At 50.6% G+C, this 23,064-nt stretch carries 27 protein-coding genes and 1 tRNA gene; 15 read left to right on the top strand and 13 right to left on the bottom strand.

Annotated features, from left to right (window positions below; translation table 11 throughout):
* From VGA14_RS06415 to VGA14_RS06425, 3 genes are all read left to right on the top strand, one after another.
* Nucleotides 1–1,453 (top strand): MBL fold metallo-hydrolase (locus VGA14_RS06415; RefSeq protein ID WP_331002926.1); only part of this gene is annotated, 1,453 nt, incomplete at its 5' end.
* Nucleotides 1,454–1,622: 169 nt separating this feature from the next.
* On the top strand, nt 1,623–1,805 hold the full coding sequence (locus tag VGA14_RS06420; RefSeq protein WP_331002927.1) for a hypothetical protein: 183 nt from the start codon (nt 1,623–1,625) through the stop codon (nt 1,803–1,805).
* 131 nt (nt 1,806–1,936) lie between these two features.
* On the top strand, nt 1,937–2,209 hold the full coding sequence (locus tag VGA14_RS06425) for a hypothetical protein (protein WP_331002928.1): 273 nt from the start codon (nt 1,937–1,939) through the stop codon (nt 2,207–2,209).
* 73 nt (nt 2,210–2,282) lie between these two features.
* Here VGA14_RS06425 and VGA14_RS06430 read toward each other — a convergent pair whose 3' ends face one another.
* The 3 genes from VGA14_RS06430 to VGA14_RS06440 all read right to left on the bottom strand — a co-directional run bounded on the left by VGA14_RS06430 (nt 2,283) and on the right by VGA14_RS06440 (nt 3,576).
* Nucleotides 2,283–2,540, bottom strand: a complete 258-nt coding sequence (locus tag VGA14_RS06430) for a type II toxin-antitoxin system RelE/ParE family toxin (RefSeq protein WP_331002929.1) — start codon at nt 2,538–2,540, stop codon at nt 2,283–2,285.
* Complete coding sequence (locus VGA14_RS06435; RefSeq protein ID WP_331002930.1) at nt 2,537–2,767, bottom strand: DUF7557 family protein; 231 nt, start codon at nt 2,765–2,767, stop codon at nt 2,537–2,539. Before VGA14_RS06435 ends, VGA14_RS06430 begins: the two co-directional genes overlap by 4 nt.
* Nucleotides 2,768–3,108: 341 nt before the next feature.
* Nucleotides 3,109–3,576 (bottom strand): hypothetical protein, encoded by a 468-nt coding sequence (locus tag VGA14_RS06440; protein WP_331002931.1) that lies wholly within the window; start codon nt 3,574–3,576, stop codon nt 3,109–3,111.
* A gap of 173 nt (nt 3,577–3,749) precedes the next feature.
* On the opposite strand from VGA14_RS06440, the gene VGA14_RS06445 reads away from it, so the two are divergent.
* The 3 genes from VGA14_RS06445 (at nt 3,750) to VGA14_RS06455 (ending at nt 6,159) form a co-directional block, all read left to right on the top strand.
* Complete coding sequence (locus tag VGA14_RS06445; protein ID WP_331002932.1) at nt 3,750–3,902, top strand: hypothetical protein; 153 nt, start codon at nt 3,750–3,752, stop codon at nt 3,900–3,902.
* A 37-nt stretch (nt 3,903–3,939) separates the two neighbouring features.
* Entirely contained in the window at nt 3,940–4,680 is a 741-nt protein-coding gene (locus VGA14_RS06450; RefSeq protein ID WP_331002933.1) for a sulfite exporter TauE/SafE family protein, read from the top strand.
* A 234-nt stretch (nt 4,681–4,914) separates the two neighbouring features.
* Nucleotides 4,915–6,159, top strand: a complete 1,245-nt coding sequence (locus VGA14_RS06455) for a B12-binding domain-containing radical SAM protein (protein WP_331002934.1) — start codon at nt 4,915–4,917, stop codon at nt 6,157–6,159.
* 209 nt (nt 6,160–6,368) lie between these two features.
* On the opposite strand, the gene VGA14_RS06460 is transcribed toward VGA14_RS06455, so the two are convergent.
* Nucleotides 6,369–6,854, bottom strand: coding sequence for a VOC family protein (locus VGA14_RS06460; protein WP_331002935.1), 486 nt, complete (start codon nt 6,852–6,854; stop codon nt 6,369–6,371).
* Between the two features lie 264 nt (nt 6,855–7,118).
* The gene (locus VGA14_RS06465; protein ID WP_331002985.1) at nt 7,119–7,433 is read right to left on the bottom strand and encodes a tautomerase family protein; all 315 of its coding nucleotides are present in this window, start codon (nt 7,431–7,433) and stop codon (nt 7,119–7,121) included.
* Nucleotides 7,434–8,064: 631 nt separating this feature from the next.
* On the opposite strand from VGA14_RS06465, the gene VGA14_RS06470 reads away from it, so the two are divergent.
* On the top strand, nt 8,065–8,385 hold the full coding sequence (locus tag VGA14_RS06470) for a hypothetical protein (RefSeq protein ID WP_331002936.1): 321 nt from the start codon (nt 8,065–8,067) through the stop codon (nt 8,383–8,385).
* A gap of 387 nt (nt 8,386–8,772) precedes the next feature.
* Here VGA14_RS06470 and VGA14_RS06475 read toward each other — a convergent pair.
* From VGA14_RS06475 to VGA14_RS06495, 5 genes are all read right to left on the bottom strand, one after another.
* Nucleotides 8,773–8,847, bottom strand: a tRNA-Gly gene (locus VGA14_RS06475).
* 39 nt (nt 8,848–8,886) lie between these two features.
* Nucleotides 8,887–9,495 carry a hypothetical protein gene (locus VGA14_RS06480; protein WP_331002937.1) on the bottom strand — a complete coding sequence of 203 codons (609 nt, stop codon included), beginning with the start codon at nt 9,493–9,495 and terminating at the stop codon, nt 8,887–8,889.
* Nucleotides 9,496–9,576: 81 nt separating this feature from the next.
* The gene (locus VGA14_RS06485; RefSeq protein ID WP_331002938.1) at nt 9,577–9,981 is read right to left on the bottom strand and encodes a hypothetical protein; all 405 of its coding nucleotides are present in this window, start codon (nt 9,979–9,981) and stop codon (nt 9,577–9,579) included.
* Between the two features lie 42 nt (nt 9,982–10,023).
* Nucleotides 10,024–10,359, bottom strand: a complete 336-nt coding sequence (locus VGA14_RS06490) for a nascent polypeptide-associated complex protein (RefSeq protein ID WP_331002939.1) — start codon at nt 10,357–10,359, stop codon at nt 10,024–10,026.
* A gap of 8 nt (nt 10,360–10,367) precedes the next feature.
* On the bottom strand, nt 10,368–10,847 hold the full coding sequence (locus VGA14_RS06495) for a PUA domain-containing protein (protein WP_331002940.1): 480 nt from the start codon (nt 10,845–10,847) through the stop codon (nt 10,368–10,370).
* 110 nt (nt 10,848–10,957) lie between these two features.
* Here VGA14_RS06495 and VGA14_RS06500 point away from each other — a divergent pair, with 110 nt between their 5' ends.
* From VGA14_RS06500 to VGA14_RS06520, 5 genes are all read left to right on the top strand, one after another.
* Nucleotides 10,958–12,028 (top strand): phosphate uptake regulator PhoU, encoded by a 1,071-nt coding sequence (locus VGA14_RS06500; protein ID WP_331002941.1) that lies wholly within the window; start codon nt 10,958–10,960, stop codon nt 12,026–12,028.
* A gap of 26 nt (nt 12,029–12,054) precedes the next feature.
* Complete coding sequence (locus VGA14_RS06505; protein WP_331002942.1) at nt 12,055–12,447, top strand: multiprotein-bridging factor 1 family protein; 393 nt, start codon at nt 12,055–12,057, stop codon at nt 12,445–12,447.
* Nucleotide 12,448: 1 nt separating this feature from the next.
* A complete protein-coding gene (gene hflX / locus VGA14_RS06510) occupies nt 12,449–13,552 on the top strand; it encodes a GTPase HflX (protein ID WP_331002943.1) in 1,104 nt (367 codons plus the stop codon).
* The gene (locus tag VGA14_RS06515; protein WP_331002944.1) at nt 13,533–14,057 is read left to right on the top strand and encodes a tRNA (cytidine(56)-2'-O)-methyltransferase; all 525 of its coding nucleotides are present in this window, start codon (nt 13,533–13,535) and stop codon (nt 14,055–14,057) included. The genes hflX and VGA14_RS06515 overlap by 20 nt, the downstream gene beginning before the upstream one ends.
* An 869-nt stretch (nt 14,058–14,926) precedes the next feature.
* Nucleotides 14,927–15,082: a hypothetical protein gene (locus VGA14_RS06520; RefSeq protein WP_331002945.1), complete on the top strand. Its 156-nt coding sequence runs from the start codon at nt 14,927–14,929 to the stop codon at nt 15,080–15,082.
* A 92-nt stretch (nt 15,083–15,174) separates the two neighbouring features.
* On the opposite strand, the gene VGA14_RS06525 is transcribed toward VGA14_RS06520, so the two are convergent.
* A complete protein-coding gene (locus tag VGA14_RS06525; protein WP_331002946.1) occupies nt 15,175–16,110 on the bottom strand; it encodes an Lrp/AsnC family transcriptional regulator in 936 nt (311 codons plus the stop codon).
* Between the two features lie 183 nt (nt 16,111–16,293).
* Here VGA14_RS06525 and VGA14_RS06530 point away from each other — a divergent pair, with 183 nt between their 5' ends.
* Nucleotides 16,294–16,869 (top strand): OsmC family protein, encoded by a 576-nt coding sequence (locus VGA14_RS06530; protein WP_331002947.1) that lies wholly within the window; start codon nt 16,294–16,296, stop codon nt 16,867–16,869.
* A gap of 273 nt (nt 16,870–17,142) precedes the next feature.
* Here the strand turns inward: VGA14_RS06530 and VGA14_RS06535 are convergent, their stop codons facing one another.
* Nucleotides 17,143–17,793: a hypothetical protein gene (locus VGA14_RS06535; protein WP_331002948.1), complete on the bottom strand. Its 651-nt coding sequence runs from the start codon at nt 17,791–17,793 to the stop codon at nt 17,143–17,145.
* Between the two features lie 118 nt (nt 17,794–17,911).
* Between VGA14_RS06535 and VGA14_RS06540 the strand changes: the two genes are divergently transcribed.
* Nucleotides 17,912–19,786: an AMP-binding protein gene (locus VGA14_RS06540; protein ID WP_331002949.1), complete on the top strand. Its 1,875-nt coding sequence runs from the start codon at nt 17,912–17,914 to the stop codon at nt 19,784–19,786.
* Between the two features lie 33 nt (nt 19,787–19,819).
* A complete protein-coding gene (locus tag VGA14_RS06545; RefSeq protein ID WP_331002950.1) occupies nt 19,820–22,270 on the top strand; it encodes a M1 family aminopeptidase in 2,451 nt (816 codons plus the stop codon).
* On the opposite strand, the gene VGA14_RS06550 is transcribed toward VGA14_RS06545, so the two are convergent.
* On the bottom strand, nt 22,267–23,058 hold the full coding sequence (locus VGA14_RS06550) for an alpha/beta fold hydrolase (protein WP_331002951.1): 792 nt from the start codon (nt 23,056–23,058) through the stop codon (nt 22,267–22,269). The two genes, VGA14_RS06545 and VGA14_RS06550, sit on opposite strands and share 4 nt — an antisense overlap.
* Nucleotides 23,059–23,064: the final 6 nt, after the last annotated feature.

The following is a 23,064-nucleotide window of genomic DNA, read 5'->3' on the forward strand; positions in this document are numbered from 1 at the left end:
TGTCATTTACGTCGGAAGGCTGTCTGGAGTCCAGTTCTCCGGCTTGCAAGCGCAGGAAGCTGGAATGACTGAGTCAGGCGCTAAACCAGATTGGATTCAATCCGGCCGCTGGATTGCCCGTGTGCACAGTTCAGGGGAGGACATGACTGTCGCATTTATGGCCACAATTGACATGCTAAGACCTGACGGCACTGCGATGCACCAGCATTCCATCAGACACTTCCAGCTATCAGAGTTCTCAGTGTCGGAGGATCATTCGACTGTCGTTCTGGAGGGAACAGCTATCGTGACAATGGCCAACGGTCCTGTCGCCGATGTTCCCCTGACCATGAAGTTCCATGATGAATCCCTGATGGAACTCGTAATAGGTCCGGAAAAAGTCGATGGGCATTTTGGTACAATTCCGATCTACGGCACATTTACATTCGCCAGGACTACCTTTCTAGATACTGGCGAGACTGAATCCAAGCAATTCTCAAAACCAGAGCCACTGCCAGCACAAGCGAAGGGTCCAGAGATACCCGCAAAGGGCTACCTGGTTGAAGAGCTCAGAGACAACCTGTACTGGGTCACCGATGGTACATACAACGCTATGTTTCTAGTCGGAGATGAGGGGGTTGCCGCGGTAGATGCTCCACCTTCTCTTGGTCAAAAGTACCTACAGGCGATCGAGGAGGTAACGGACAAACCCGTAAAGTATGTCATCTATAGCCATTCACACCTCGATCATATTGGTGCGGCGACCATGTTTCCGAACGATGCAACATTCATAGCTCACGAAAACGTGGCTGCCGAGCTGCGGAGGGCCCATGACCTGGCCGGCAGCAGTACCTTCGCATCGCAGCTTCCGCCCGTGCCCACGGTTACGTTCACCGACAGCTACACTCTGGATCTCGGCAACAATGAGATAATTGAAAACAGCCAGACGCTGCTGCTTGATTACCACGGCAACAACCACGAAGCAGGAAACATCTTCATCTATGCACCAGACCAGAAAGTGCTAATGCTTGTTGACGTCGTCTTCCCCGGCTGGGTTCCCTTCTTGGAGCTCGCACTGGCTAAGGACGTGGCGGGCTTCGTTGAAGCCCATGATATTGCTCTAGGGTATGATTTTGATACCTATGTAGGCGGCCACCTGACAAGGCTGGGAACGAGGGCGGATGTAGAGACGCAGCAAGAGTTCGTATCGGATCTCATGATGGCTGCCGGCAGGGCAAACGGGGCAGTAAGTTTCGCTGACGTAGCAAGGAAAGTTGGGCCGACAAATGATACATGGGCTTTCTTCAGGGGATATGTTGAAATGGTAAATGAAGAATGCACAAGAGAAATGTTGTCAAAGTGGGTTGGCAGGCTGGGCGGTGCGGAAGCTTTCATGGAAAGCCATTGCTGGACAATGACCGAGGCTGTGCGCGTGGATCCCTCAGCAGCCGCTTTGTCACAAGGACAGCAGTAAGCCAGGATCACTAACTACGCGAATCCGGAATACGGCGGCTTGTATGTAGCAGTTGGGGCTTGGAGCGTGGAGCCTGGAGCGCGGAGTGCGAAGCGTGGAGCGTGGGGCATGCAATTTTGCAATGCAGTGCAGTCCTAATGAATAAATCGATGAATGACGAATGAGCATCGTGGACATTCCAAAACTGCAGCACATTGGAATTGACAGGTGGAAACTGGAGCAAATCATTAACCTGTATGAGGGAGGTCATGCCCTCCAGGACATTGCTGACCAGGTGGATGTGGAAGGGCGTATAGTGGAGAAGGTAATCGAACTCGCAAAGAAGCAGAGATCAGAGCCTATCCCGCATTGATCTACGAGGAGCCTCAAAGAAAGGTCGAGACTAGGAAACTGGCTTGCATACGAAATCTCAGTGAATTGCCTTCAGTCTTCTTATGCAGAAGCGCAGCAACACTTAACACCCGCTATGGGACATGACACCTCATGTCAGAAGACGTGCTAACCAAACTCAGAGTGCGCAAGGAGCTCCTAGACAAAGAGTTGAAGGACAAGGTATCGAAAGAGTATCAGGACTTGATCAGCAAGGTAAGCGAAAACATCGAATCCATGAGAGTGGGAACCAAGGACTTCTATGCACGGAAGGCGCAAGAGGAGCTAGACAAGTGGGAACAGGCAGCAAAATCGGGCAATCCAATTTTGGCGGTCAGTCACAAAATGATGGCAGAAACCTATCTTACGCTTGCGGGAACTCTATAATCCATCATTCATTATTTACTAACCGTAAAGCCCTTCGGAAGCACACTGAAACAGAATGGTATTGCCGTACATCTCATAGCTTCCTGTAGATTTTACTACGATGGCCGAGATCGATAACAAGAATAACCATCTTACCCTTCTCAATACTTACTATTACGCGGTAATCACCAACTCTTATGGAGTAGAGGTTCACGCCGGTTAGCTTTTTTGCTATAACAAACGGATCTGTAGTTGCCTCGTCCAGTCTTTCAACTATTCTTTCTTGAGTCAGGCGGTCAAGTATTTGCAGCTTCTTGAAAGAAGACTCCGTCCATCTTATTTCAAAAGTCATCTGATGTTCAGTCTTTGCTTGACTTCCTTCATCGATAATGTCCTGCCGGCCTTGATGTCCTCGAGACTTTGTTCTATGTTCCTTATTGTTTCTTCGCTCAGTTCCCCCTCATCGGTTTTTATGGCTATTAGTCTCTCGACGACCTTGTTATAAGACTCGCCGGGATGCAGCTTGAGTTCCTTTAGTTTGTCCCTGACCTTCTTGTCAAGCTGTATGGTGGTGCCCATATACGCTAGCTATAGGCTGCTATAGCTATTTATATGTCACTATATGCGGCACTGCTAATCTCATGGGGGATATCGTGTAGTCGAGAATGCGACAGTGGTGATTCTTCGTCGGATTTCGGAGGGTGTTACATTCGTCGGATGAAGTGTTGCATTTGGCGGATGGAGCGTGATATTCACACGGTTCATTCTTGGGTTGATTTTCCCTTCCCTCTCCAAGTGTTCAGTTAGGTTGATGATTGGTCGATTAGCGCCACTTAATCAGGGTGTAGAGTTCTGTTCGACGCTGGTGAAAATTCGGGTGAAAAGCGACTCCTGTTGAATTAGGGGCATGGAGTGGTGAATTAAGGTGATAGAACATCATCGTATATGATAAAGTCTTTCTTAAGCACAACACCCCCAAGCTCAACTTCTAATATGTAGTGCCCAGACTCGCCAATCAGGACAGGAGAGTATGGGTACATGATGTCCCTCAATGTCCAAGTTATATCAATATCTACAGGATCAGACAAACACTCGTATATCACCTCAACATGGGGAATATCATAAGCCACCTCTCCTGAGTCTGCATTCAGTATTTTAGCAGTTGGGTCATCACAAAGAGCACCGCGTCCTTTAGCGGTTACTGTAAAATTTAGAGGTTCGTTGAGGGCGTGCTGATCCTTCAAATCTGCAAGGGAAACACTGATACCGCTTTTTGTTGTTCCAGTAACAATGTCGCGAAAAGGAGCAGAATAGAAAGAGAATAGCAAAACAAAGGCAATGCCAATAACCAAGCCTGCAATTACAGGTATCCCAATTCCATTGCCCAATAAGCGCCGACAGAGCAAGGAGCTTTTTGAATCTTGTGCACAGCTTATCCATTGATCATTTTTATCCAGCAGCTATCCTTGCCATTCGATAACCAGCTAAACCTATTGACCCTGAGCATGCCGTTTATTTCCTTCCATTCTCGCCTTTCAAGCTATGCCTTCTGTTTGAAAAGATGACACTCATTAACGAAAAAGACTGCATCAAGTTCAAGCAAAAGAGCTGGATTGAGAGGCAGGAATGGCGAGAGATCAATGATATTCTCAGGGTCAACGGCTTTGCGTGGCTGCCAAACGGGAAGGATAGCTGCTGGATCAAGATGATTTGATACTATTAATTTAGCTCGAACGCCATGCGGAATAGGTGTGGAACTAGCAGACATGATATTTCTTGTAATCGGATTTTTCTCAGAAGTAGTGGGTACTATGGCTGGATTTGGCTCGTCTACCATCTATCTGCCATTAGCATCATACTTTGTCGATTTCAAGACTGCACTCGTCTTGGTAGCCATATTCCATCTCTTTGGTAATATCGGCAGAATCACATTTTTCAGGCATGGACTGGAGAAGAGAGTTTTGCTATTGTTTGGCGTGCCCAGCTTTCTTCTCAGCCTGCTTGGTGCTACATTGGTTGGCGATCTATCGCAAACACTTCTCAAGTTAATGTTGGGGATATTTCTCATTGCTTTTTCTGTTACGTTCCTTGTCAGGCCCAAACTCGCTTTTCCCGCAAATTCAAAAACATTGCTTCTAGGCGGCGGGATTTCGGGATTTATCGTTGGCTTGATAGGAACGGGCGGCGCTTTACGGGCAACATTTCTTACGGGATTGAAGCTTGACAAGGAAAAATACATCGCCACAGCCGCCGTAATTGCTCTTGGCACTGATGCAACCAGAATCCCTTCTTATGTGGCAAGTGGATTTCTAACAGAGCAGTATTATTACTTCATCCCAATTCTGTTTGGTATCGCATTGGGAGGTTCATTCGTTGGTCGCAAAATAGTAAATAGAATAAACCAAGGGAAATTCAAAAAGATTGTATTGATAGCCATTATACTTGCTAGTATCAAGTTCATAGTAGACGGCATAGCAGGGTTTGGAACGTAAAACTTGCTATCTTCCTAAATTAACACCTTATCCATCTAAGAGCCTATCCCAAAAATAAGACGCCAACAGCACCGAGCAACCTATAGGACCCTTGTCATTTCGTGATAGCACGCACCATCCTTAAATGATTGTAAAGCCTTTATTTATCAAATGCAACTTTTGGACCCTCGTACCTCGAGGCAGGTTCAACCTTCTTCTACCAGCTTTATTCCCGCAGAGTGGAAGATTTTGCTAGTGGCTCCGAGATCAGATTCAGAGACTCCAAACTTCATTAGCAAGATCGACAAACAAGGCAAGCACAAATGGCTTAACGCCTACACTCCTGCCATGGGCATAAGATTCATTGCAGAGAATTTTAACGGAATAGAAGTACTAGAGTATCCCACAATTCAAGAATTTGAGAAAGTATTAGAAAATGGCTTTGATGTCGTAGGTATCAGTTTTCTTACTTCTCAAACAGAACAGGCAAGAATCATGTCACAAATTGCGCGTACTCACGGAGTAAAAGAAGTTTGGGGAGGCGGCTGGGGTATAGATACACCGGGTGCCAGAGACTACTTTGACAGGTCCTTTAGCGGCTATGGAGAACGGCTCCTCCTTCCAGTAATTGGAAACAGACTGAAAGGCAAAATGCGTCATCCTGTTCTCCTCGGGGAAGCTCATTTCTTCAAGTTCAAAGCCAAAGTTGGATACCTTTATTCTATACGCGGTTGCAAGTACAAATGCGAATACTGTCCAACGCCTGCTGTCATACCAGAACTTTTGACTATGGAGCTAAATGAGATAGAACGAGTACTCGATATTTACGCTAAGGAAAGAGTGCATGCAGTAGTAATCTACGACGAAACGTTTCTTCAAAATCCATCGCATTCCTGGAAGGTAATAGAAATGTTAAACGAACGGGGACTGATGTGGTTTTGCCTTACCAGTTCCGAAGAACTTGACGGTAACGTTTCGAAGTTGCGTGACAAAGGGTTCTTGGGATGTTTGATGGGCATGGAGTCTTTGCGCGACAAGACATTGATAGATTATCGAAGAGGCAGACTTACGAGTACGAATATGAGGGTGATTAAAGAAATGAAAGATAACAGCTGCTTTGTACTTGGCACCTATATGTTTTGTCACGAATTGGATACGAAGGAATCCATGCGTTCAGACATCGAGAAACTAGCAAGATTGGAGATTCCAGCTGTATTGCCTGTCATTTTCACCCCCTTTGCGCCTACGCCGCTCTTCCAGAAATATGAGGAACGGATTATCGATTGGAACTGGAACCACTGGGATGACGGTCATCTGGTGTGGAAGCACCCGGATGTTACTCCTGAAGAGGCCAGGCAGATGCTGTTTGAGTGTGATTCGATGTGTAATACATTCTCATGTAACGTTGGTTTTGCCATGAAAGAAGCTGTGCGCAACGTCATTCCGTTCGTAATCAAGAAAATGGTCAATAGAAGGTTTCATCCGATGGCGGTACATTAATCAGCCAGAAGCCAAATTCGACGCCGTCAGAATTTGGCAGTTATGACCGTCAAATATCAATTATTCCCATATAAGAAATGGCATCCATCGCTGACCTACCTTACGATATCACCATAGGGGTATTTTTTGGATGGGCTCAGATAAAGATTCTCGGCTCGCTCATTCTCCTTTCGGAATTATGTTAAAGGTCTCGACGAACTTTAGTGTTTTTATCGTTGTCCATATGCTTGCCTTAGACTCTGTATGTCAATCTTGACCATCTGGAGCAGCGCTTTCATGACTCTTTTCGTTTTCTCGCCGTCGTTGTCTTGCATCATCTCGCCCAAGACAGTGGGAACGATTTGCCATGACACGCCGTACTTGTCTCTCAGCCAGCCACACTGTTCTGTTGCTCCCCCTTCGGAGAGCTTCTCCCACAGTTCGTCTATTTCTTCCTGCGTCTCGCAGTTCACGAGGAATGATATGGCTGGCGAGAAAGTGAATTGCGGGCCGCCGTTTAACGCTATGAATTCTTGCCCGCCGAGCTGGAATGTAACGATCATTACCGTTCCTTTTGCTCTCCCGGTGGCCTCTGCCCCTTCTTCTCCATAGCGGGTAATGCTTCCGATCTTGGAATTTTTGAAAATCGATACATAAAAGTTCGCAGCTTCTTCAGCTTTGTCATCAAACCACAGGAACGGGTTGATTTTTTGCATGATATTCAATAGGCTAGAATCATTTAAATTTGTAGGCACATGGCCGCCCTTGTGTACAGGGGCCATTTGACCTATGACCGGCTTAGAAAGGTGTGGGTAACCACAAACAAGGGGTACGGGTTCCTAAAGTCTTGATCAGCGCACTGCAAGGACAGGGCACGAGGGTCTGCAAGGAAAGACACAGGCAGAAATAGCGGGCGTCGAGATTGAAGGACAATACAAGTGGAAAACTGCGATACAAAACGCGGCAAGGCAACTAGGCAACTAAAGCCTAACGCCCGAACCGTACCAATTCCCGTGTGGCGCCTCTTGAAAAACTATAATCACATCTTTCTTGTCTATTTTCAATATCTTCACCATATCTTCTGTGATCGCTTCTGCCAATCTGTCTTTTTCAGCTTGACTTTTCCCGCTGTACATAGCCACGGTCACTATAGGCATGATGATGATTAGCGGGATAGAAAGATAAGCATTTTGCGAAATTGAATAGGAAATTGGTGCGAAGTGCGGATTGCGACCAGTTTCATGCCCTTGACAAAAGCCTTCAAGCGGATCTTCTTCGATAAGCTGACTTTGAATCTACGCTTTTCTTTGTAGAGCTCTTTCCTCTTTTTTTCACTTTTGCCATAACCTCTCAAACTCTTTTTCCCTAGGTTTCATAGTAGACATAAAACAAGATTCTTCGATGAATCTGATGATTATCCCTCTCACGACCTACCATAGCGACAGCATAAAACGATGGGGAAAGAGCAGGATTATTTTTTGACATAACATCAAGAAAAACACCAGCAGCAATCAAACTGCTGGTTCTTGACAAGATTAGGCAGAGGAAACCGGGCTACTCAGCTTGTCTTGCACGTCTTTTGGCAGAGCCTCGAACCGTGATTTTGCTAGTGTCACAATCTGGCTTTCTTCGATCTTGGCTGCGCGCAGTAGAGTTGTTCTTGCGTCTGCATTAGCATCGTTGTATTTTGTTGTTGTTTGTGGTTGTGACATGTATATTGAATATGCTTGCATTGCACTTAATACTTCCTCCAACAAATAATAGCCTGCATACTAATGTAGTGGACCGGCCCAAATCCAAACACAAGGAAGCGGTTGTCTTTTTTACTCCTTGTCTATAAAAATAGGCATCCCCTCGTTGAGCACAAAAATCCGCTCCTTGTCGTAAACTAAACTGTCAACTTCCACGTGGTAGGAAGATGTGACTTTGAAGGGGAAGAAGAATCACTACGGGATAAAGCTTCTGAGGGGATACGGCGTATCTATCAACCTCAAAGACAACCGTATATGTCTGAAGGATGGCCGTGACCCTTTCACCCGCGAACAAGCTACTGAAGAATGGTTTGTGACTCAAATCCCGTATGAGAGGATTGTAATATCAGGCAGGCGTTACCTCTCAACTGATGCTATCAAGCCACTGACTGATCTTGCGAGGTACGAGGCAGTAGAGTTTGTCTATAACCAACCGCGTTATCTTCAGGCGGTATGTGTCAGGATAGCTCTTGAGAGCTTTTTGACTCCCTCATAGTGTTTGAGGCTTTGCTGCTTTTAGTACTTGCGTTTCGCGGGTCTGTGATATATTGGCGGGTGTTGCTCCTTGTATGCGTCTGCCATTATTTCTTTAGTATATGAACCCAGATTGGCTGTGTTTTTTTGTTCATTCTTTTTTCGGTTAGACATGTCTTTTAGTATGCGTATCAGTTATTAAAGCTCAAGCACTTGTGCTATCGGTTCTGCAGAAATTTAATAAACGACTGTTATAGATCAGTTCTACTCTTGGCTAATCCCAGCATCACATTCTATGGCGGAGTGCATGAGACGGAGGGAAAAAGTTTAACCTTTCTTGAGTATATCCTGCTTTGTGATTATTCCAGCAATTTTGTCAGCAATTCAAACTGATGAAATACGAAAAAGATGCGAAGTGCGGGATTTGAACCCGCGATCCCGAGCTTGGGAAGCTCGTACCTTAACCGGGCTGGGCTAACTTCGCATGAATTGAAATTTTTGAACTGAAGATAAAAGCGTTTTGTTATTTCAGCACGAAAGGTCTTCCTTCGCGGAACGCTATAGTCCTTGCAGACGAACGGTCGCGCAGCCCCCTCCTGTTGGCTTCCGCGTTTTGCGATGTGCCGTGCTCGTCCACTATCTCTACCTGCAAGGCATCGTGGAACTTTTTCTTTAGCGCCCACGCCATCTGCCTTGCCATCGTCATTTTGCCGTCTCCTATCCTGACCACCTTTCTGCGCGAGCTTATGCCCCCTACAAGCGCCGCGACCTGCTCGATGGTGCCCAGCGGCGACGACTCGAGCATGCTCGCAATCTCTTCGTGTAGGTAGATGACTGAAATGCCTATCCTTGTGCCGGGGTCAATGCCTATCGTCAATTGGTCGTCTGCGGCTGCGCCGACCAAGCTTTTCAGGATCTTGGCCTTGGCTATTGCAGGGTATTTTTCAAGCTCGGTGTCAAGCAGGACAGCCTTTTTGCGCCCTGCAAAAGCTCCCGCCTCGTCGCGCGTAGTTATTACCACCTTGGCGTCTGACAGCGAGGCTTCCTCGGGCGACAGCGAGTCGTATTTCACGTCCATAGACTTTAGCGCCCGGATAATCTCGTAATAAGAGCGGCCGCGGACCGTGGCCACGGTCACCCGGGTTTGCAAAAGCTCTTTTATCAGGGGCGTTTCATCGACAGGTAGGTTTTATTAAAAAGCACTTTTAAGCTTTTAGTTTTCGGACTTTTTCTTGGTCTTCTTGACCTTGAGCGGTTCCTGTTCCACGCCAAGTACTGTCTGGACTATGCTTTCGACCGCCTTGCCAAGAGAGGAGTCGATGTTCTTTTTCATGTTGGCCAAGTTCTTTTCTGCTTCTTTCATTATCTGCGCAGACTCGGCCTCGGCTTCAGCCCTTGCGCCGTCCACTATCCTTTTGGCCTCCTCGTTTGCCATCGAGATAAGCTGCTGCTTTAATTTTTCCACCTGCTCGTTCGAGTGCGCCATCAGACGCTTCTTCATCTCGTCGACGCGGGCGTTCATCCCGTCGATTTCCTTCTCGAGCTCGCCGAGCGCGCTCACTATGGACTCGACTCCAGAATGCGTGGCAGAAACAGTCGCGGTCTTTTCGTGCTCCAAGCCACCAGAAATGCGCAATAAGGGTTATTTAAAAGTAGAGAGCTAGGTCGTCAGGCTCAGTATGGCCTGCGCCATGTCGCCCTTTGACTCTGTCAGCGCGACTATCGCCTTTTCCCTTGACACGTTGGCCTGCTGCACGACGAGCATGATGTCCTCCTCCTTGAAGGTGGGCACGTCGCGCTGCTTTTCCTCGATGTCTGTTGCGACCACCTGGAATATCGTGCTGTCCTTGCCCTTCATCTCTATGACCTGCGGCTTGATAACGTAGAACTCTTTTGTGTCCGTCTTTATGATTACCTCCTCCACGTTTGGCATCTCCTTCATATCGAGGCCCATCTTGTCCAGCATGCGCCTCATTTCGCGGTTGCCGCGCATCATGCCCCTTGCTAGGCCGTTCTACCTTTTATTCCTTCGCGAACCTTGACCGCTACCCCGCGGCTGTATTTGTTGATAAGGGCGGAGCCGAGCACGGCTATGCCCACCGCTATCACGCCTTCGCCGTCCAGAATAGCAACGTCAGAGCCGGCGCGCACGTTCTGGCCGCACCATTGCACGTGGCGGCAGAAAAGCGAGCGCCCCTCGCTTACGAACGGCACGGCCTCCTCCACCGGGACGACGCAGTTCTGCCTGAACTGCTTGCTGCTTTCAACAAAGTGCCGGGCCCCCTCTATGGTAAGCGCAAGGCCGCCGTCTGTGCGAAGCGTCGCCAAGAGCCTCCCGTCCAGGCTGAAATTCTTTATCCTGCCGGTCCTTCGGGAAAATTCGAATTTCAAGCTGTCTGGGAGCGCGTCTGACACGCTTGGGCCAAATATCGCGTCGACGTGCCTTGACACTTTTAAGAGAGGGTCGATCGGCAGCGGGTTCAATTCGCAGGATGTTCGCACGGCCCCAATAAATACGGTGTAACCATGTAGGTTTCTCCCATCTATATAGGGCAAGCTACACATATATAGAATCGATGAAAACCATGTTTTTGATGGAAAGCATTGAGAACGGGAATGGCAAGTCCGCCCACGGCGAGGAGACGAGGAAGCTTCAGTACACCGGCGGTTCTTCGTACATCGTGTCGCTGCCAAAGAAATGGATTCAGGAGCTTGGCCTAAAGCAGGGAGACCACGTCGTTATTTTGAGGCAGGGCAACTCGAGCCTCCAGATAGCTCCGGCCTCAAGGCGCATGACAAAGGAGCAGAAAGAGGCCACCATAGAGGTGGCCAAGGACAACAATCCGTACTTTATTGCGCGAAAATTAATTGCGCTTTACTTTTTGGGTTACAACGTCATCAACATAGTGCCAAAGGATGGCAGGCTGCAGGCGGACCAGCGCGAGGTCATCAAGAATATTGCCAGGCGGGTCCTCATGGGGACCGAGATTATTGCAGATTCCGCCGGCGGCATCACGCTGCAAGTTCTCATCAACCTGCTCGATCTGTCGGTTGACGCGGCGTTCAAGAGGATGCTCCTCATCTCCAAGTCGATGTACCGCGACGTGCTCATTGCGCTGCGGGAAAATAACAGCGAGCTTGCGGAGGAAGTGATAAAATCGGACGACGAAGTGGATCGCTTTAGCTTCTACATAGTCAGGCAGTTGAAGATAGCCATCAAAAACGAACACCTGCTCAAGGAAATAGGCCTTGAAGAGGCCAGGAACTGCCTGGGCTACAGGCTGATAGCCAAGTCCGTCGAGCGCGTCGCTGATCACGCCTCGATAATCGCCAAGGACATCATCGACATGAAGCAGCCGATAAACAAGGACATGGTAGAAAAGATAGACACGATGTGCACCTTTGCCCTCGAGGTCCTGGACGACGCGTGCCTCTCGATGTTCAAGCGTGACTACGAGGCGGCAGACAGGGCTATTGAAAAGGCGCGGAAGATAGACGACATTGAAAAGTCCATCCTGCGCTCTGTCACAAAGCCCCGCGACTTGAACGAGACTTACAGGATAAAGTTGATAACAGAGAACATCAGGCGCGTCGCAGAATACGCAAGCGACATTGCCGAGATAGTGCTCAACATGACTGTGCAGCAAACCGTAAGGAAAGGATAAATCGCTCCTGCGCAGGTGCTTGAACAGTGTCATACTGCGAGTTGTGTGGCCGGCCGGCGCCGGAGAGAAAGCGCGTCATAGTCGACGGCACCGTGTTCAACGTCTGCATGTCCTGTTCCAAGCATGGCAAGCCCTACGAGCCGACGCCCGTTCCAAAGAAAAAGAAGGCTGCGCCGCTTGCCACAGCAAGGATAGCGCTTACAGACGACCTCATTTTGGATCCTGACTTTCCGGGCATAATAAGGGAGGCGCGCATGAAGCGCGGCCTGACTCACGAACAGCTCGGGATGCAGATGAACGAAAAATCCAACCTTCTCAGGCGCTTTGAGACAGGCGCGCTCAAGCCCGACGACCTGATGGCAAAGAAACTCGAACGCCACCTCGGCATAAAGCTGTACGTGAGCGCAGAAGGGAAGTAGGTTGACCCTTTCCAAAAGAGCGATACTGATAACATACCCCGTGGAGCAGGCCATTGGCGAAGCAGCATCCCTTGCCGACGCCGCCGGATACAAGGTGGAAAAAATCGTCACGCAGAAAAATCTCACTAGATCCCGCTACGGCGTAGGGCGCGGCAAGGCAGAAGAGGTGAAAGTCATAGCAGACAAGCTAAAGCCTGACACCATCCTCTTTGACGAGGTTCTCAAGCCAACCCAGGCCTACAACCTCGCAAGCGTCGTCAAGGTAGAGGTCATTGATAGGGAACGCCTTATCCTGGAGATATTCGAGAGGAGGGCAAGCACGACAGAGTCGAAGACGCAGATCAAGCTGGCACAGCTGCGCTATGACATGACGAGGGCAAGGGAGAGTGTCAGACTTTCAAGTGCCGGCGAGCAGCCGGGTTTTTATGGCATCGGCAAGTACGAAGCTGACGCCTACCTGCTCGACATAAAGAGGAGAGTTTCTGCGCTCAAGAAAAAGCTGGAAAAAGAAGTGACGAAGAGGCAGTTGCACAGGAACCAGCGCGCAAAAGAGGGACTGATGTCCATATCGCTTGCAGGCTACACTTCCGCCGGCAAGACCACGCTTTTCAACGCGCTCACGGGCGAGGGCAAGACGACTGCGGCGAGCGTGTTCACCACGCTATCCACCGCCACCCGCGCAGTCGGCCTTCAGGGCGACAAGGTGCTCTTGCTGGACACGGTGGGTTTCATAAGTAAGCTCCCGGCGTACATGATAGACGCGTTCAAGTCAACGCTTGAGGAGCTGTCGTACGCCGAGTTGGTGTTGCTTGTGATTGACATCAGCGAGCCGGCCCACGAAGTCAGGCACAAGCTTGCCAGCTCGCTTGAAGTGATAAGGGAGTTTGAAGTTCCGGAATCAAGGATAGTATACGTATTGAACAAGGTCGACAAAACCGGCGTCGATGATGCTTTTGAAAAAGCGGGGCAGCTCGGCATCCTTTCGTCAAAGCGTGTAATACCTGTTTCCGCAAAAACAGGCTTTAACTTGGATCAGTTGAGAGACTTGGCAAGGTCTCTGCTGTTTGAGACGGAGAAGGTTCAAGATGAGATTGGCGGTTCTTAGGATAGGGCACAGGCTGGTCCGTGACGACAGGGTGACCACCCACGCGGCTCTGGTCTCCCGGGCGTTTGGTGCCGAGAAAATCTACATGACCGGCATAGACCAGTCCGTGAAAGAAACGGTGGACGCAGTGGGCAAGAGGTGGGGCGGCAAGTTCGAAGTAGAAGTTATCGACGAGTGGAAAGGGATTGCAAGAGCCTGGAAAAAAGACGGCGGAAAAGTTGCGCACCTGACTATGTACGGCGTAAACGTCAACGATGTCGTTTCAAAGATAAGGAAGGAAAAGAAGCTGCTTGTGATAATAGGCGCGGAAAAGGTGCCCAGAGATGCCTACGACCTTGCCGACTATAACATCGCAGTTGGGAGCCAGCCGCATTCAGAGATAGCGGCGCTCGCAGTGTTCCTTGACAGGCTTGCCGGCGGCAGGCAGCTGGAAAAAGAGTTTGAAGGGGGCAGGCTGCGCGTCGTCCCCTCCGAAAAGGGAAAGAGGGTCGAGGAGAGGCAGTAAGCCTTTAATCACTCTAGCAATCAAGCCAGCCTAGTGATGACACTAACCTGCGCCGACCGCCCATTCAGCGGGATGAGGAAATGCACCTCGACTGACACAAATACAGTTACAGGGTGCACCCTAATATTTTAGGCTACCACAACAGCGTTTTTGTCATCCAAAAGCCTTCAGTTTACAGGCGATGCCCTGCTTCTGGATAAACAGCAAAGCTTACTCGTCGATTCCTTCTAGATATTGTGTAAACCTTCTCCAAAAGGAGTGCGCGGCAGAGGATTACAAACTAAGGACAAGGCTCCGCTTGCTTAGACACGCTCGTCAAGAACTGAAGAAAAGAAAAAAGCTCTGCTGCTAATTTGCCTCAGTTGTTGCAGCTATTCGGTATTGTCGTATCAGGGACCAATCCAACCAAGCGTGCTTGGACTTCATTGCCAATGCCTAGCGTGAATGTAGCCAGGAAGCTAATGAAGTCTCCAAAGAGTGATCCTCCTTGAGCATACCCGGAGAAATCAGGTCCAAGGCAAGCCTGATTGTTTGGTTGGGCTGCGTAGGCTAAGTGACCTTCAGTCGCTGTTGGCACGATAGCTGAAAATGCAGCTATTGCGGCCAAGGTTGCAATTGCTGAAATTCCAGACAGTTTGAATAATTCTGGTCCTTTTGTCATGTCTGCAGTTACACTTATGGGTTCCTTTGATAAGACAACTAAGGGAGCTTCACGCCCATAATCTACAGTACGATAATACAGACGGCATCTGCAAATATCGCCAACATATCGTCTTTAAGCCGTTTCCAGGAACTTCACTGACAGGATAGCTAAGTGGAAGTGTAGTTTACTGGAAAGACATTTACCGAAGTGCCCCTAGATGAATCGCATGGCAAGCATGCTTACATGCCCGTGTGGTTGGACGCTTGTTTCACCACAAGGAGCAGAAGACGTAAAGAAACATACCAAAATGCATCTGAGCGACGCGCACCCCGGCATGACAATGACAGAGGAAGAAATTGGAAAGATAATCAAGACTGTATAGACTCTTGCAATTAATTGAATTGGGCCTCTTGCTTTGACATGAAAATTGAAGAAGTGACTTATTTTTAGATTGCTGGAGCGCGCTGTTTCTTGTCAACTCGACTTTAGGGATGATATTTTTTGTTCGATTAGGCTGTCTATCCAATTTGGTCTTTGAGGTTCAATGATCTCTTTGAAAATCAAAAGAGAACAGGACCTGACCCCTTCGAGTTCAAGTGCGTTCACAGTCGTGTCTTCCGGTTCTCCAAGGGTAAATCCAAAGAAATTGGCGAGCAGGACCCCGCCCTCCGAAGTTCGGATGGACCAGAGCTTCTCTCCATACCCTTCACTTAGTGCCTTAACAACCACAAACTGTTTCGCCTCCTCAACCGACATGTCTAATTCATAGAATAGTAAACCCTCTTGCTTCTGTGTGTTTATTATTGCTCGGATTAGAAGACCACCTGAATCTAAAAGCCTTGTAATACGGTATTCTACCATCCTAGGTGTTATCGATAACGCTTGCGCAACATCCTTGGTGCTGCACAAGGCATCATATCTTAGCTTTTGAATTATCTGCCAGTCTAGCTTATCTGGCTGTGAAAGCTGTTCCCTAACGATGCGGCCTCCGAGGCTTGTCTTGTTCAGCTCAAATTGATTGACTATTCTTCCAACTACTTGTTCAATATCTCGGGATGAAGCTCCAGCTATACTGACAGTGATGACCGGTCCCAAGTAGTCTATTGCCTCAACAATATAGGGAACTTGCTGGATGTTCTTCACCACTCTCTGCTTTGTGGCTATATTTACCGCCTCAAGTTTGTATGAATTCAAGCTCTTCAAGCCAAACAGTGCCAAGCTGGGGATCGCTTGGTAGTATTTTATGAACCCGTCATCCTCCATCTTCCTTACTCTGACTCTGACGGTCTTTTCATCTAAACCCAACTTCCTTCCGATAGCCAGAGGACTAACACGTCTATCTGTGAATGAATCATAATCTAGACCCTTGAATGCCATTTCACAGAAGATCCTGACATCCCTGGCATCCATGCATCTATTCTCCTTCTTACCTAGCTGAGAAGCCTGAATGGCAGGCAATAAGGTTACCTAGAAAGGACTCTCAGCTGTTAGAATATCCTGACTTGTTAACCCCGCTACGTAACTCTTACAATGTGGAAAACGGGTGTCAAGTGCCCGTCCATGATTTATCACCCAACCACCATAACGTATTCTATGACACAAGAAAAAATGTCATCTGAAAAAATCGTAAACGGAGTGAATGTCGACAACCTGTTCAAAACTGTCGTAGCAGTCAAGGGCAATCCAACAATTGCGAAATTCAATTTCAAGGCAAAGAATCGATGGATAGCTGGTGGAAACAACCGTACGACAGTGAACGAGTTTTATGGTGCCTGCCAGACACATAGCCGAAGCAAACCCTTCGAATATGTGAAGGACGAGCCACCTGTGCTTTTGGGTCAAGATCAAGGTGCTAACCCTGTGGAATATGCTTTAGCTGCACTGGCAGGTTGTTTGACCACGAGCCTCGTCTACCACGCCGCGGCGCAAGGAATCAAAATAGATGAAGTTGAATCAACATTACAGGGTGACTTGGATCTCCAAGGCTTTCTTGGGTTGTCTGAGAGAATCAGGAATGGTTACGAGAAAATTGATGTGACCTTTAGAATAAAGGCGAACGCCCCAGAGGAAAAGCTTCAACAGCTAGTTGAGCTTGCACAAAAGCGTTCCCCTGTGTTCGACATCATATCAAACCCGACTCCCGTGCATGTTCATCTTGAACCCAACTAGGCATATCAAAACCTGACAATGGGGTCTGGCTCTACCCAGCATCCCCACTATTTTTCAATTGACTATAACTGATATGAAGGTGAAATGAATTTATCCCCATCGTTCCCTGTAGGCGTCCAGACTGAGACGATCTGTGCCTCGGTGCATCGCTATCTCGCCGGGCGTCTTTTCCCGTTCCCACAGCAGCACGACTATCTGCCGCCGGCTGTGGTCGGCAACTGCTTTCCATGGAGATCCCATGCCAATTCAATAATTCAATAATTACTTACATATTTAGTCACTGCGACATGAGCGCACCATGGCCTCTGCTGCCTCAGAGTCGCCGAACAGGATCTCTGCTTTTTTCTTTCTTTTCGCCGGGTTAAGCTCCACTATGTTGAGTCGGCCATCCACTAGGAATTCAAGGTGCAGTGAAGTCCTCACGATGCCGGTGTTGCGGATGCCAAACCGTTTCCCCGCAAGGCTGTCTGGGCTTGACGGCTCTAGGAGCGATAGCCTGCAGACCGCGTCCACGAACAGGTCCAAGAGCGCAAACATTGGGTCAGGTTTTTCTCCAGCTCCCCACCGCACCTTGCTCTGGGAAGCAGACGCAAGGCTGTCGAAGGTTTTCACAAACTCGCCAAACACGGACTCCATTGTTACGTCGATTACATGGCCGTTTCTGACAAACTGCGATGTCACCTTCTGGTCCGTAAATGCTAGCCCACGATACTTGACGTAAAAGAGCGGCTGCCCGTACTTGACCAGGGTCGGTTCGCACCCTTCCATCTGCGATACGAGTTTCTCAAAGTATTCTCTCGAAGCCTTGTTCCGGGCAGGCGAGTTCATCTTTGAAATTATCATCAGCTTGACAAGGTCGCGGACAAAGTCGTCGGCGTACCTCTGGTGATCCTCAAAATCGTACCGGACCTCTTCTACAACCAAGTCATGGGGTATGGCCGGGCCTCTGCATTTAATTTTTCTTACCAGTAACGAACCGACTTGAGCCTTCAACACCGCCGGTTAGTTAAGTAAAATAGGTATCGGGCTCGCCAAAGCTGGGTTGCAAGGCTTTGCGCACGTGCCGACCGAGCCCCACCTGTCTGGGAGCAACATTGCCCGGTTTATGAAAAGGCATGGCATTTCGGATTACCGCGAGCTTGTCAGGCGCGCAAATAACGACATAGGATGGTACTGGGACGCCGTCAACGACGATCTCGGGCTTGAATGGCAGCGCAAATACGACCGTGTTTTTGACTCGTCGGCCGGCCTGCCGTGGACAAAATGGTTCGTTGGCGGTAAATGCAACATTGTCGCTAATGCTATTGACAGGCATGCAAAAGTTCGCCCAGACAAGACGGCCTACATATTTGCCAGCGAGACCGGCGCAAGAAGGGCGACCTACGGCCAGCTCAACCTTGAGGTGGGCAGGCTTGCCTCTGCCCTGAGGGAGGCAGGCATAGGGAGGGGCGATGTCGTGGGCATCTACCTGCCTATGGTGCCCGAAGCGTTCTACGCCGCTTTTGCCTGCTCCAAAATAGGCGCGGTGCACGCCACCGTGTTTTCCGGCTTCAGCGCGCCCGCGCTCAGGGAAAGGCTCGCAGACTCTGGCGCCAAGATGCTCATAACGGCCGACGCCGCAAGGAGGCGGGGCAAGGACATTGACCTGAAAGGCCAGTGGTCAAAGGCCGTCGAGGGCACCAAGGTCTCCAAGATAGTCTCCGTGGGAGGGCAGGACAACAATTACGAAGAGTTTGTGAAGAACAAGGGCAAATGCGAAACAGAGGTCATGGACGCGGAGGACCCGCTGTTTATCCTCTACACATCCGGCACGACCGGCCGCCCAAAGGGGACACTGCAGACGCACGGCGGCTTTATGGCAGTCGCCGCCCAGCAGACTTCGTACTTGATTGACATGAAGCCCGACGACATGTTGTTCTGGTACGCCGACATCGGGTGGATAACGGGACAGGTCTGGGTAGTTTACGGGAGCCCCATAGTTGGTGGGATGTCGCTTGTCTACGAAGATGCGCTGGATTATCCCGACGCGACGGCGTGGTGCCGGCTGGTCGAGCAGCACAAAGTCAGCATCTTTGGAGCCGCGCCCACCGCCATCAGGATGTTCATGAAGGCCGGTATCCCCGAAAAAACAGACCTGTCGTCGCTTCGGATGCTTGCGTGCACCGGCGAGCCGATAAACAGCGCGGCGTGGGGATGGTTCTACGACAGAGTCGGCGGCAAGAGGTGCCCCGTGATAAACCTCTCTGGCGGCACAGAAATCGGGGGCGCCATCCTGAGCGCCCTGCCGGTGATGCCGCTAAAGGAGTGCACGGTAGGCGTGCCTATCCCAGGTTTTGACGCGGACGTTTTCGATGATGAAGGCAAGTCAGCGTCAGAAGGCTACCTTGTCATAAAAAAGCCGTGGCCTTCCATGACAAGGGGGATACTTAACGACCCGGACAGGTTCATTGCCACCTACTGGTCGAAATACAGGGACGCCTGGTACCACGGCGACATCGTGCTCGTTGACGCCGACGGCCTGTGGTACATGCGCGGCAGGGCCGATGACGCCATCAAGGTGGCTGGCCACAGGATCGGAACGGCGGAGGTCGAAGCAGCCGTGTCGTCGCATCCGGCCGTGGCAGAGGCAGTCGCCGTCGGAAAACCTGACGGCTTAAAGGGCGAGGTAATAGTCATTTGCGCCGTCGTAAAGGACGGCCTTGCCGGCGATGGCCTCAAGGCCGAAATTGCCAAGAGGGTCGAAGACGCCATAGGCAGGTTTGCCCGGCCCAACGAGGTGTGGTTTGTTGCTGAACTGCCAAAGACAAGAACCGGCAAACTCGTGAGGCGCCTCGTGAGGGCCAGGGTGGCAGGTGAGGACGTGGCGGGGCAGGACCTCTCAACCGTCGAGAACCCCGCCTCGCTTGACGGCATTTAGCACTCATATAGGGTCGCTGCCATAGCACCGGCCATGCAGGGGGAGGACAAGAAAAAATTCGAGCTTCCAGGCAGCCGAGCCCACTATGCCCCGTCGCTTGCCGTTACGGTAAACCACATGCGCCTTGAGATAGAGCCCGACCTTGAAGCGCAGTCTGTATCCTGCAGGCAGGAGCTGGAGCTGATCGCCATCCAAGACACGGACATCGTCGAGCTCGACGCGGCCGAGCTTGTCGTCAAATCAGTCTCCTCTTCAAACAAAAAACTGTCATTCAAGACGATAGATGACAGGCTCATCGTAAAGCTTGGCAGGAGCCTTGCAGCGGGCGCGAGGGCGAAAATTGCGATCGTCTACGCTGCAAAGCCGAGGAAGGGCTTTTACTTTGTCGCGCCCGACATGCACTACCCGGACAAGCGCGTGGAGGCGTGGACGCAGGGCGAGACCACGGAGGCCAGGCACTGGTTCCCATGTGTTGACCACCCGCAGGTGAAATTCTCGAGCGAGATAACGGTGATGGTGCCGGCAGGCTTTACGGCCATATCTAACGGCAAGCTCTTGAAAGTCGAGAAAGGAAGAAAGTGGAAATACTTTTGGCGCGAGAACAACCCTCACCCTGCCTACCTCGCGTCGGTCGTGGTCGGCAAGTACGTCGAGATAAACGAGGGCATTATATACCATTACGTCCCGGCGCAATACGCGCACGATGCCAAGAGGACGTTTGACAGGACGGCCGAGATGGTCGAGTTCTTTGAAGATTACTTGGGCACAAAATACCCGTTTGAAAAGTACTCGCAGGTCTGCGTCCAAGATTTCGTTTACGGCGGCATGGAAAACTCTAGCTGCACTACCCTGACGCAGGAAACGCTGCACGACAAAAAGGCGCACGTCGACTTTTCAAGCGACTACCTTGTGTCGCACGAGCTTGCGCACCAGTGGTTTGGAGACCTTGTCACGTGCCGGGACTGGCAGCATCTATGGCTCAACGAGAGCTTTGCCACGTACTGCGAAGGGCTATACTGGGAGGCGAGCAGGGGCGCAGACGAGTTCGTGTACTATGTCATGCAGACTGCCGAAGACTATTTCGAGGAGGCGAGCAGCCGCTACACGCGACCTATTGTAACAAAAGTGTACAAGCACCCCGACGAGCTTTTCGATAAGCACACGTACGAGAAGGGCAGCTGCGTGCTCCACATGCTGCGCAACGTCGTGGGCGACAGGCATTTTCGCCGCGCGCTAAAGACATACTTGCAGAGGTTTGCAAACGGAAACGCCGAGACTGAGGACCTGCGCAAGGTCTTTGAACTTGAAACTGGCACGAGCCTGCAGCAGTTCTTTGACCAGTGGCTGTACCGCGCAGGCCACCCGGACCTGAAGGTCGAGTTTTCCACCGAGGGCAAGGTGGCCAGGATAAAGGTGGAGCAGGCGCAGGAAGGCGAGCCGTTCTTGTTCCGCCTCGAGGTGAGGTTTGGGTTTGCCAAGGGCGACAAGGTCGTGACTTTTGACGTGTCTGAAAAGGAGAGTGTGTTCCAGGTTCCAGTCGACAAAGAGGTAGAGTGGTTCTCTGTCGACCCCGGCTTTAAGGTCCTAAAGACGATGTCGCTCAAGGCTCCAAAGGAGATGCTGGTAAAGCAGTTGCAGAAGGGCAAGACGGTGGCCGAGCGCGCGTCCGCGGCCCACGCACTTGCTGGCCACAGCGCCGACGTGGTGGTCGACGCGCTGCAGAAAGCAGTCATGTCCGACTTTTGGGGCGTTGCTGCCGAAGCCGCCAAGTCGCTTGGCGCGATAAGGACCGACACGGCATTTGACGCGCTGAAAAAGTGCCTGAAGGTCGTGCACCCAAAGGCAAGGCGCACAGTGGTGCGGGCGCTGGGAGAGTTCAGGCGTGAAGAAACTGTGAAGCTACTAAAGCCGCACCTACATGAAGAGAGCTACTTTGTCGAGTCCGAAGTCGCAACAGCGATGGGCAAGACCAAGAGCATGGAGGCGATGCCGCTGTTGAAAAAGGCGCTGGAGACCTCTTCGTTCCAGAACGTGGTGGCGCAAGGGGCTATAGCCGGCCTCAAGGAGTTTGCCGACGACAACGAGATAGCGTCGTTGCTTGTTGAAAAGAGCAAATACGGCAACCACCACCGCGTAAGGGAGGCCGCCACGTTTGCGCTTGGCAGGTTCGTTGACGGCAACAACGTCGTCGTTGATCACCTGAAGTTACTGCTGACCGACAAGTGGTTCCGGGTCAGGATAAGTGCCTGCAGGGCGTTTGCAGACGCCGGCTACGCAAAGGCCCTGCCGGACATCACCCGGGTGGCAGAGACCGACCTTGACCACCGGGTCAGGCGCATAGCCGAAGAGTGCATCAATTTGATAAAAGACGCGGCTAGAAAGCCTAGGGAGATAGCCCAGCTCAGAGAAGAGCTCGACAAGGCCAGGGCCAGGTCACTTGAAATGATGCAGAGGATGGACAGACTCGAGAGGGACTTTGGCTAGCTCTCGAGCACGAACCCTGTAACCAAGCTGTTAAAGGCCTCCGGCCTGTCCCTGTGAACGCGGTGGCCGCAGTTCTCCAGAAGCACGACCCTGATGTTTTTCATCTTAATAAATGGCTCTGCGTATTGCACCGGTATGATGATGTCGTCCTTGCCCCACAGGACGAGCGTGGGCATCTTTATCCGGCCAAGCCGGCTGTTCAGGCGGGGCGCCTTTGTGCTGCCGGCAAGGGCTGACAAGAACGCGTCCTTCGCGCCGGGCAGCGACATCTTTTCAAACGTCGCTTTTGCGTAGACGTTGTCTACGGGCTTGTTGTCTACGGCAGAAAGAGCCTCACTTGTTTCCTTCACGCTTGTCGCTTGAAGCACCTTTGAATAGCGCCAGAGAGCCGGCGACCCCTTGAACGATTTTGGAAGGGCGCCCGGCGGACATAGCAGCACCAGCCTTGCGACGAGGTCTGGCCGCTGGATGGCAAGCTCTGCAGCGACGTGGCCGCCAAGCGACGAGCCGCAGACTGCAAGCGGCGCTACTTTCAGAGACTCGATGAACCTTGCAACAAAGCCGCAGTAGAATCTTATTGAATAGTTTATCCTAGGCTTGTCGCTCAGCCCAAAGCCGGGCAGGTCAAGCGCAATTACGCGCAATCGTCTTGAAAGGGGCCCGATGTTGTTTGCCCAGCTGTCCACCGAGCCTCCAAGGCCGTGTATCAGCAGTATTGCGTTTCTGGCCCTGCTGTTTGCGTCGACTAAGTGCGCGCGGATTCTGCCCACCTTGACGAACTTTTCCATCAGGGC

The organism is Nitrososphaera sp. (assembly GCF_036397675.1).
In the GTDB taxonomy this organism is placed as follows: Archaea; Thermoproteota; Nitrososphaeria; order Nitrososphaerales; family Nitrososphaeraceae; genus Nitrososphaera.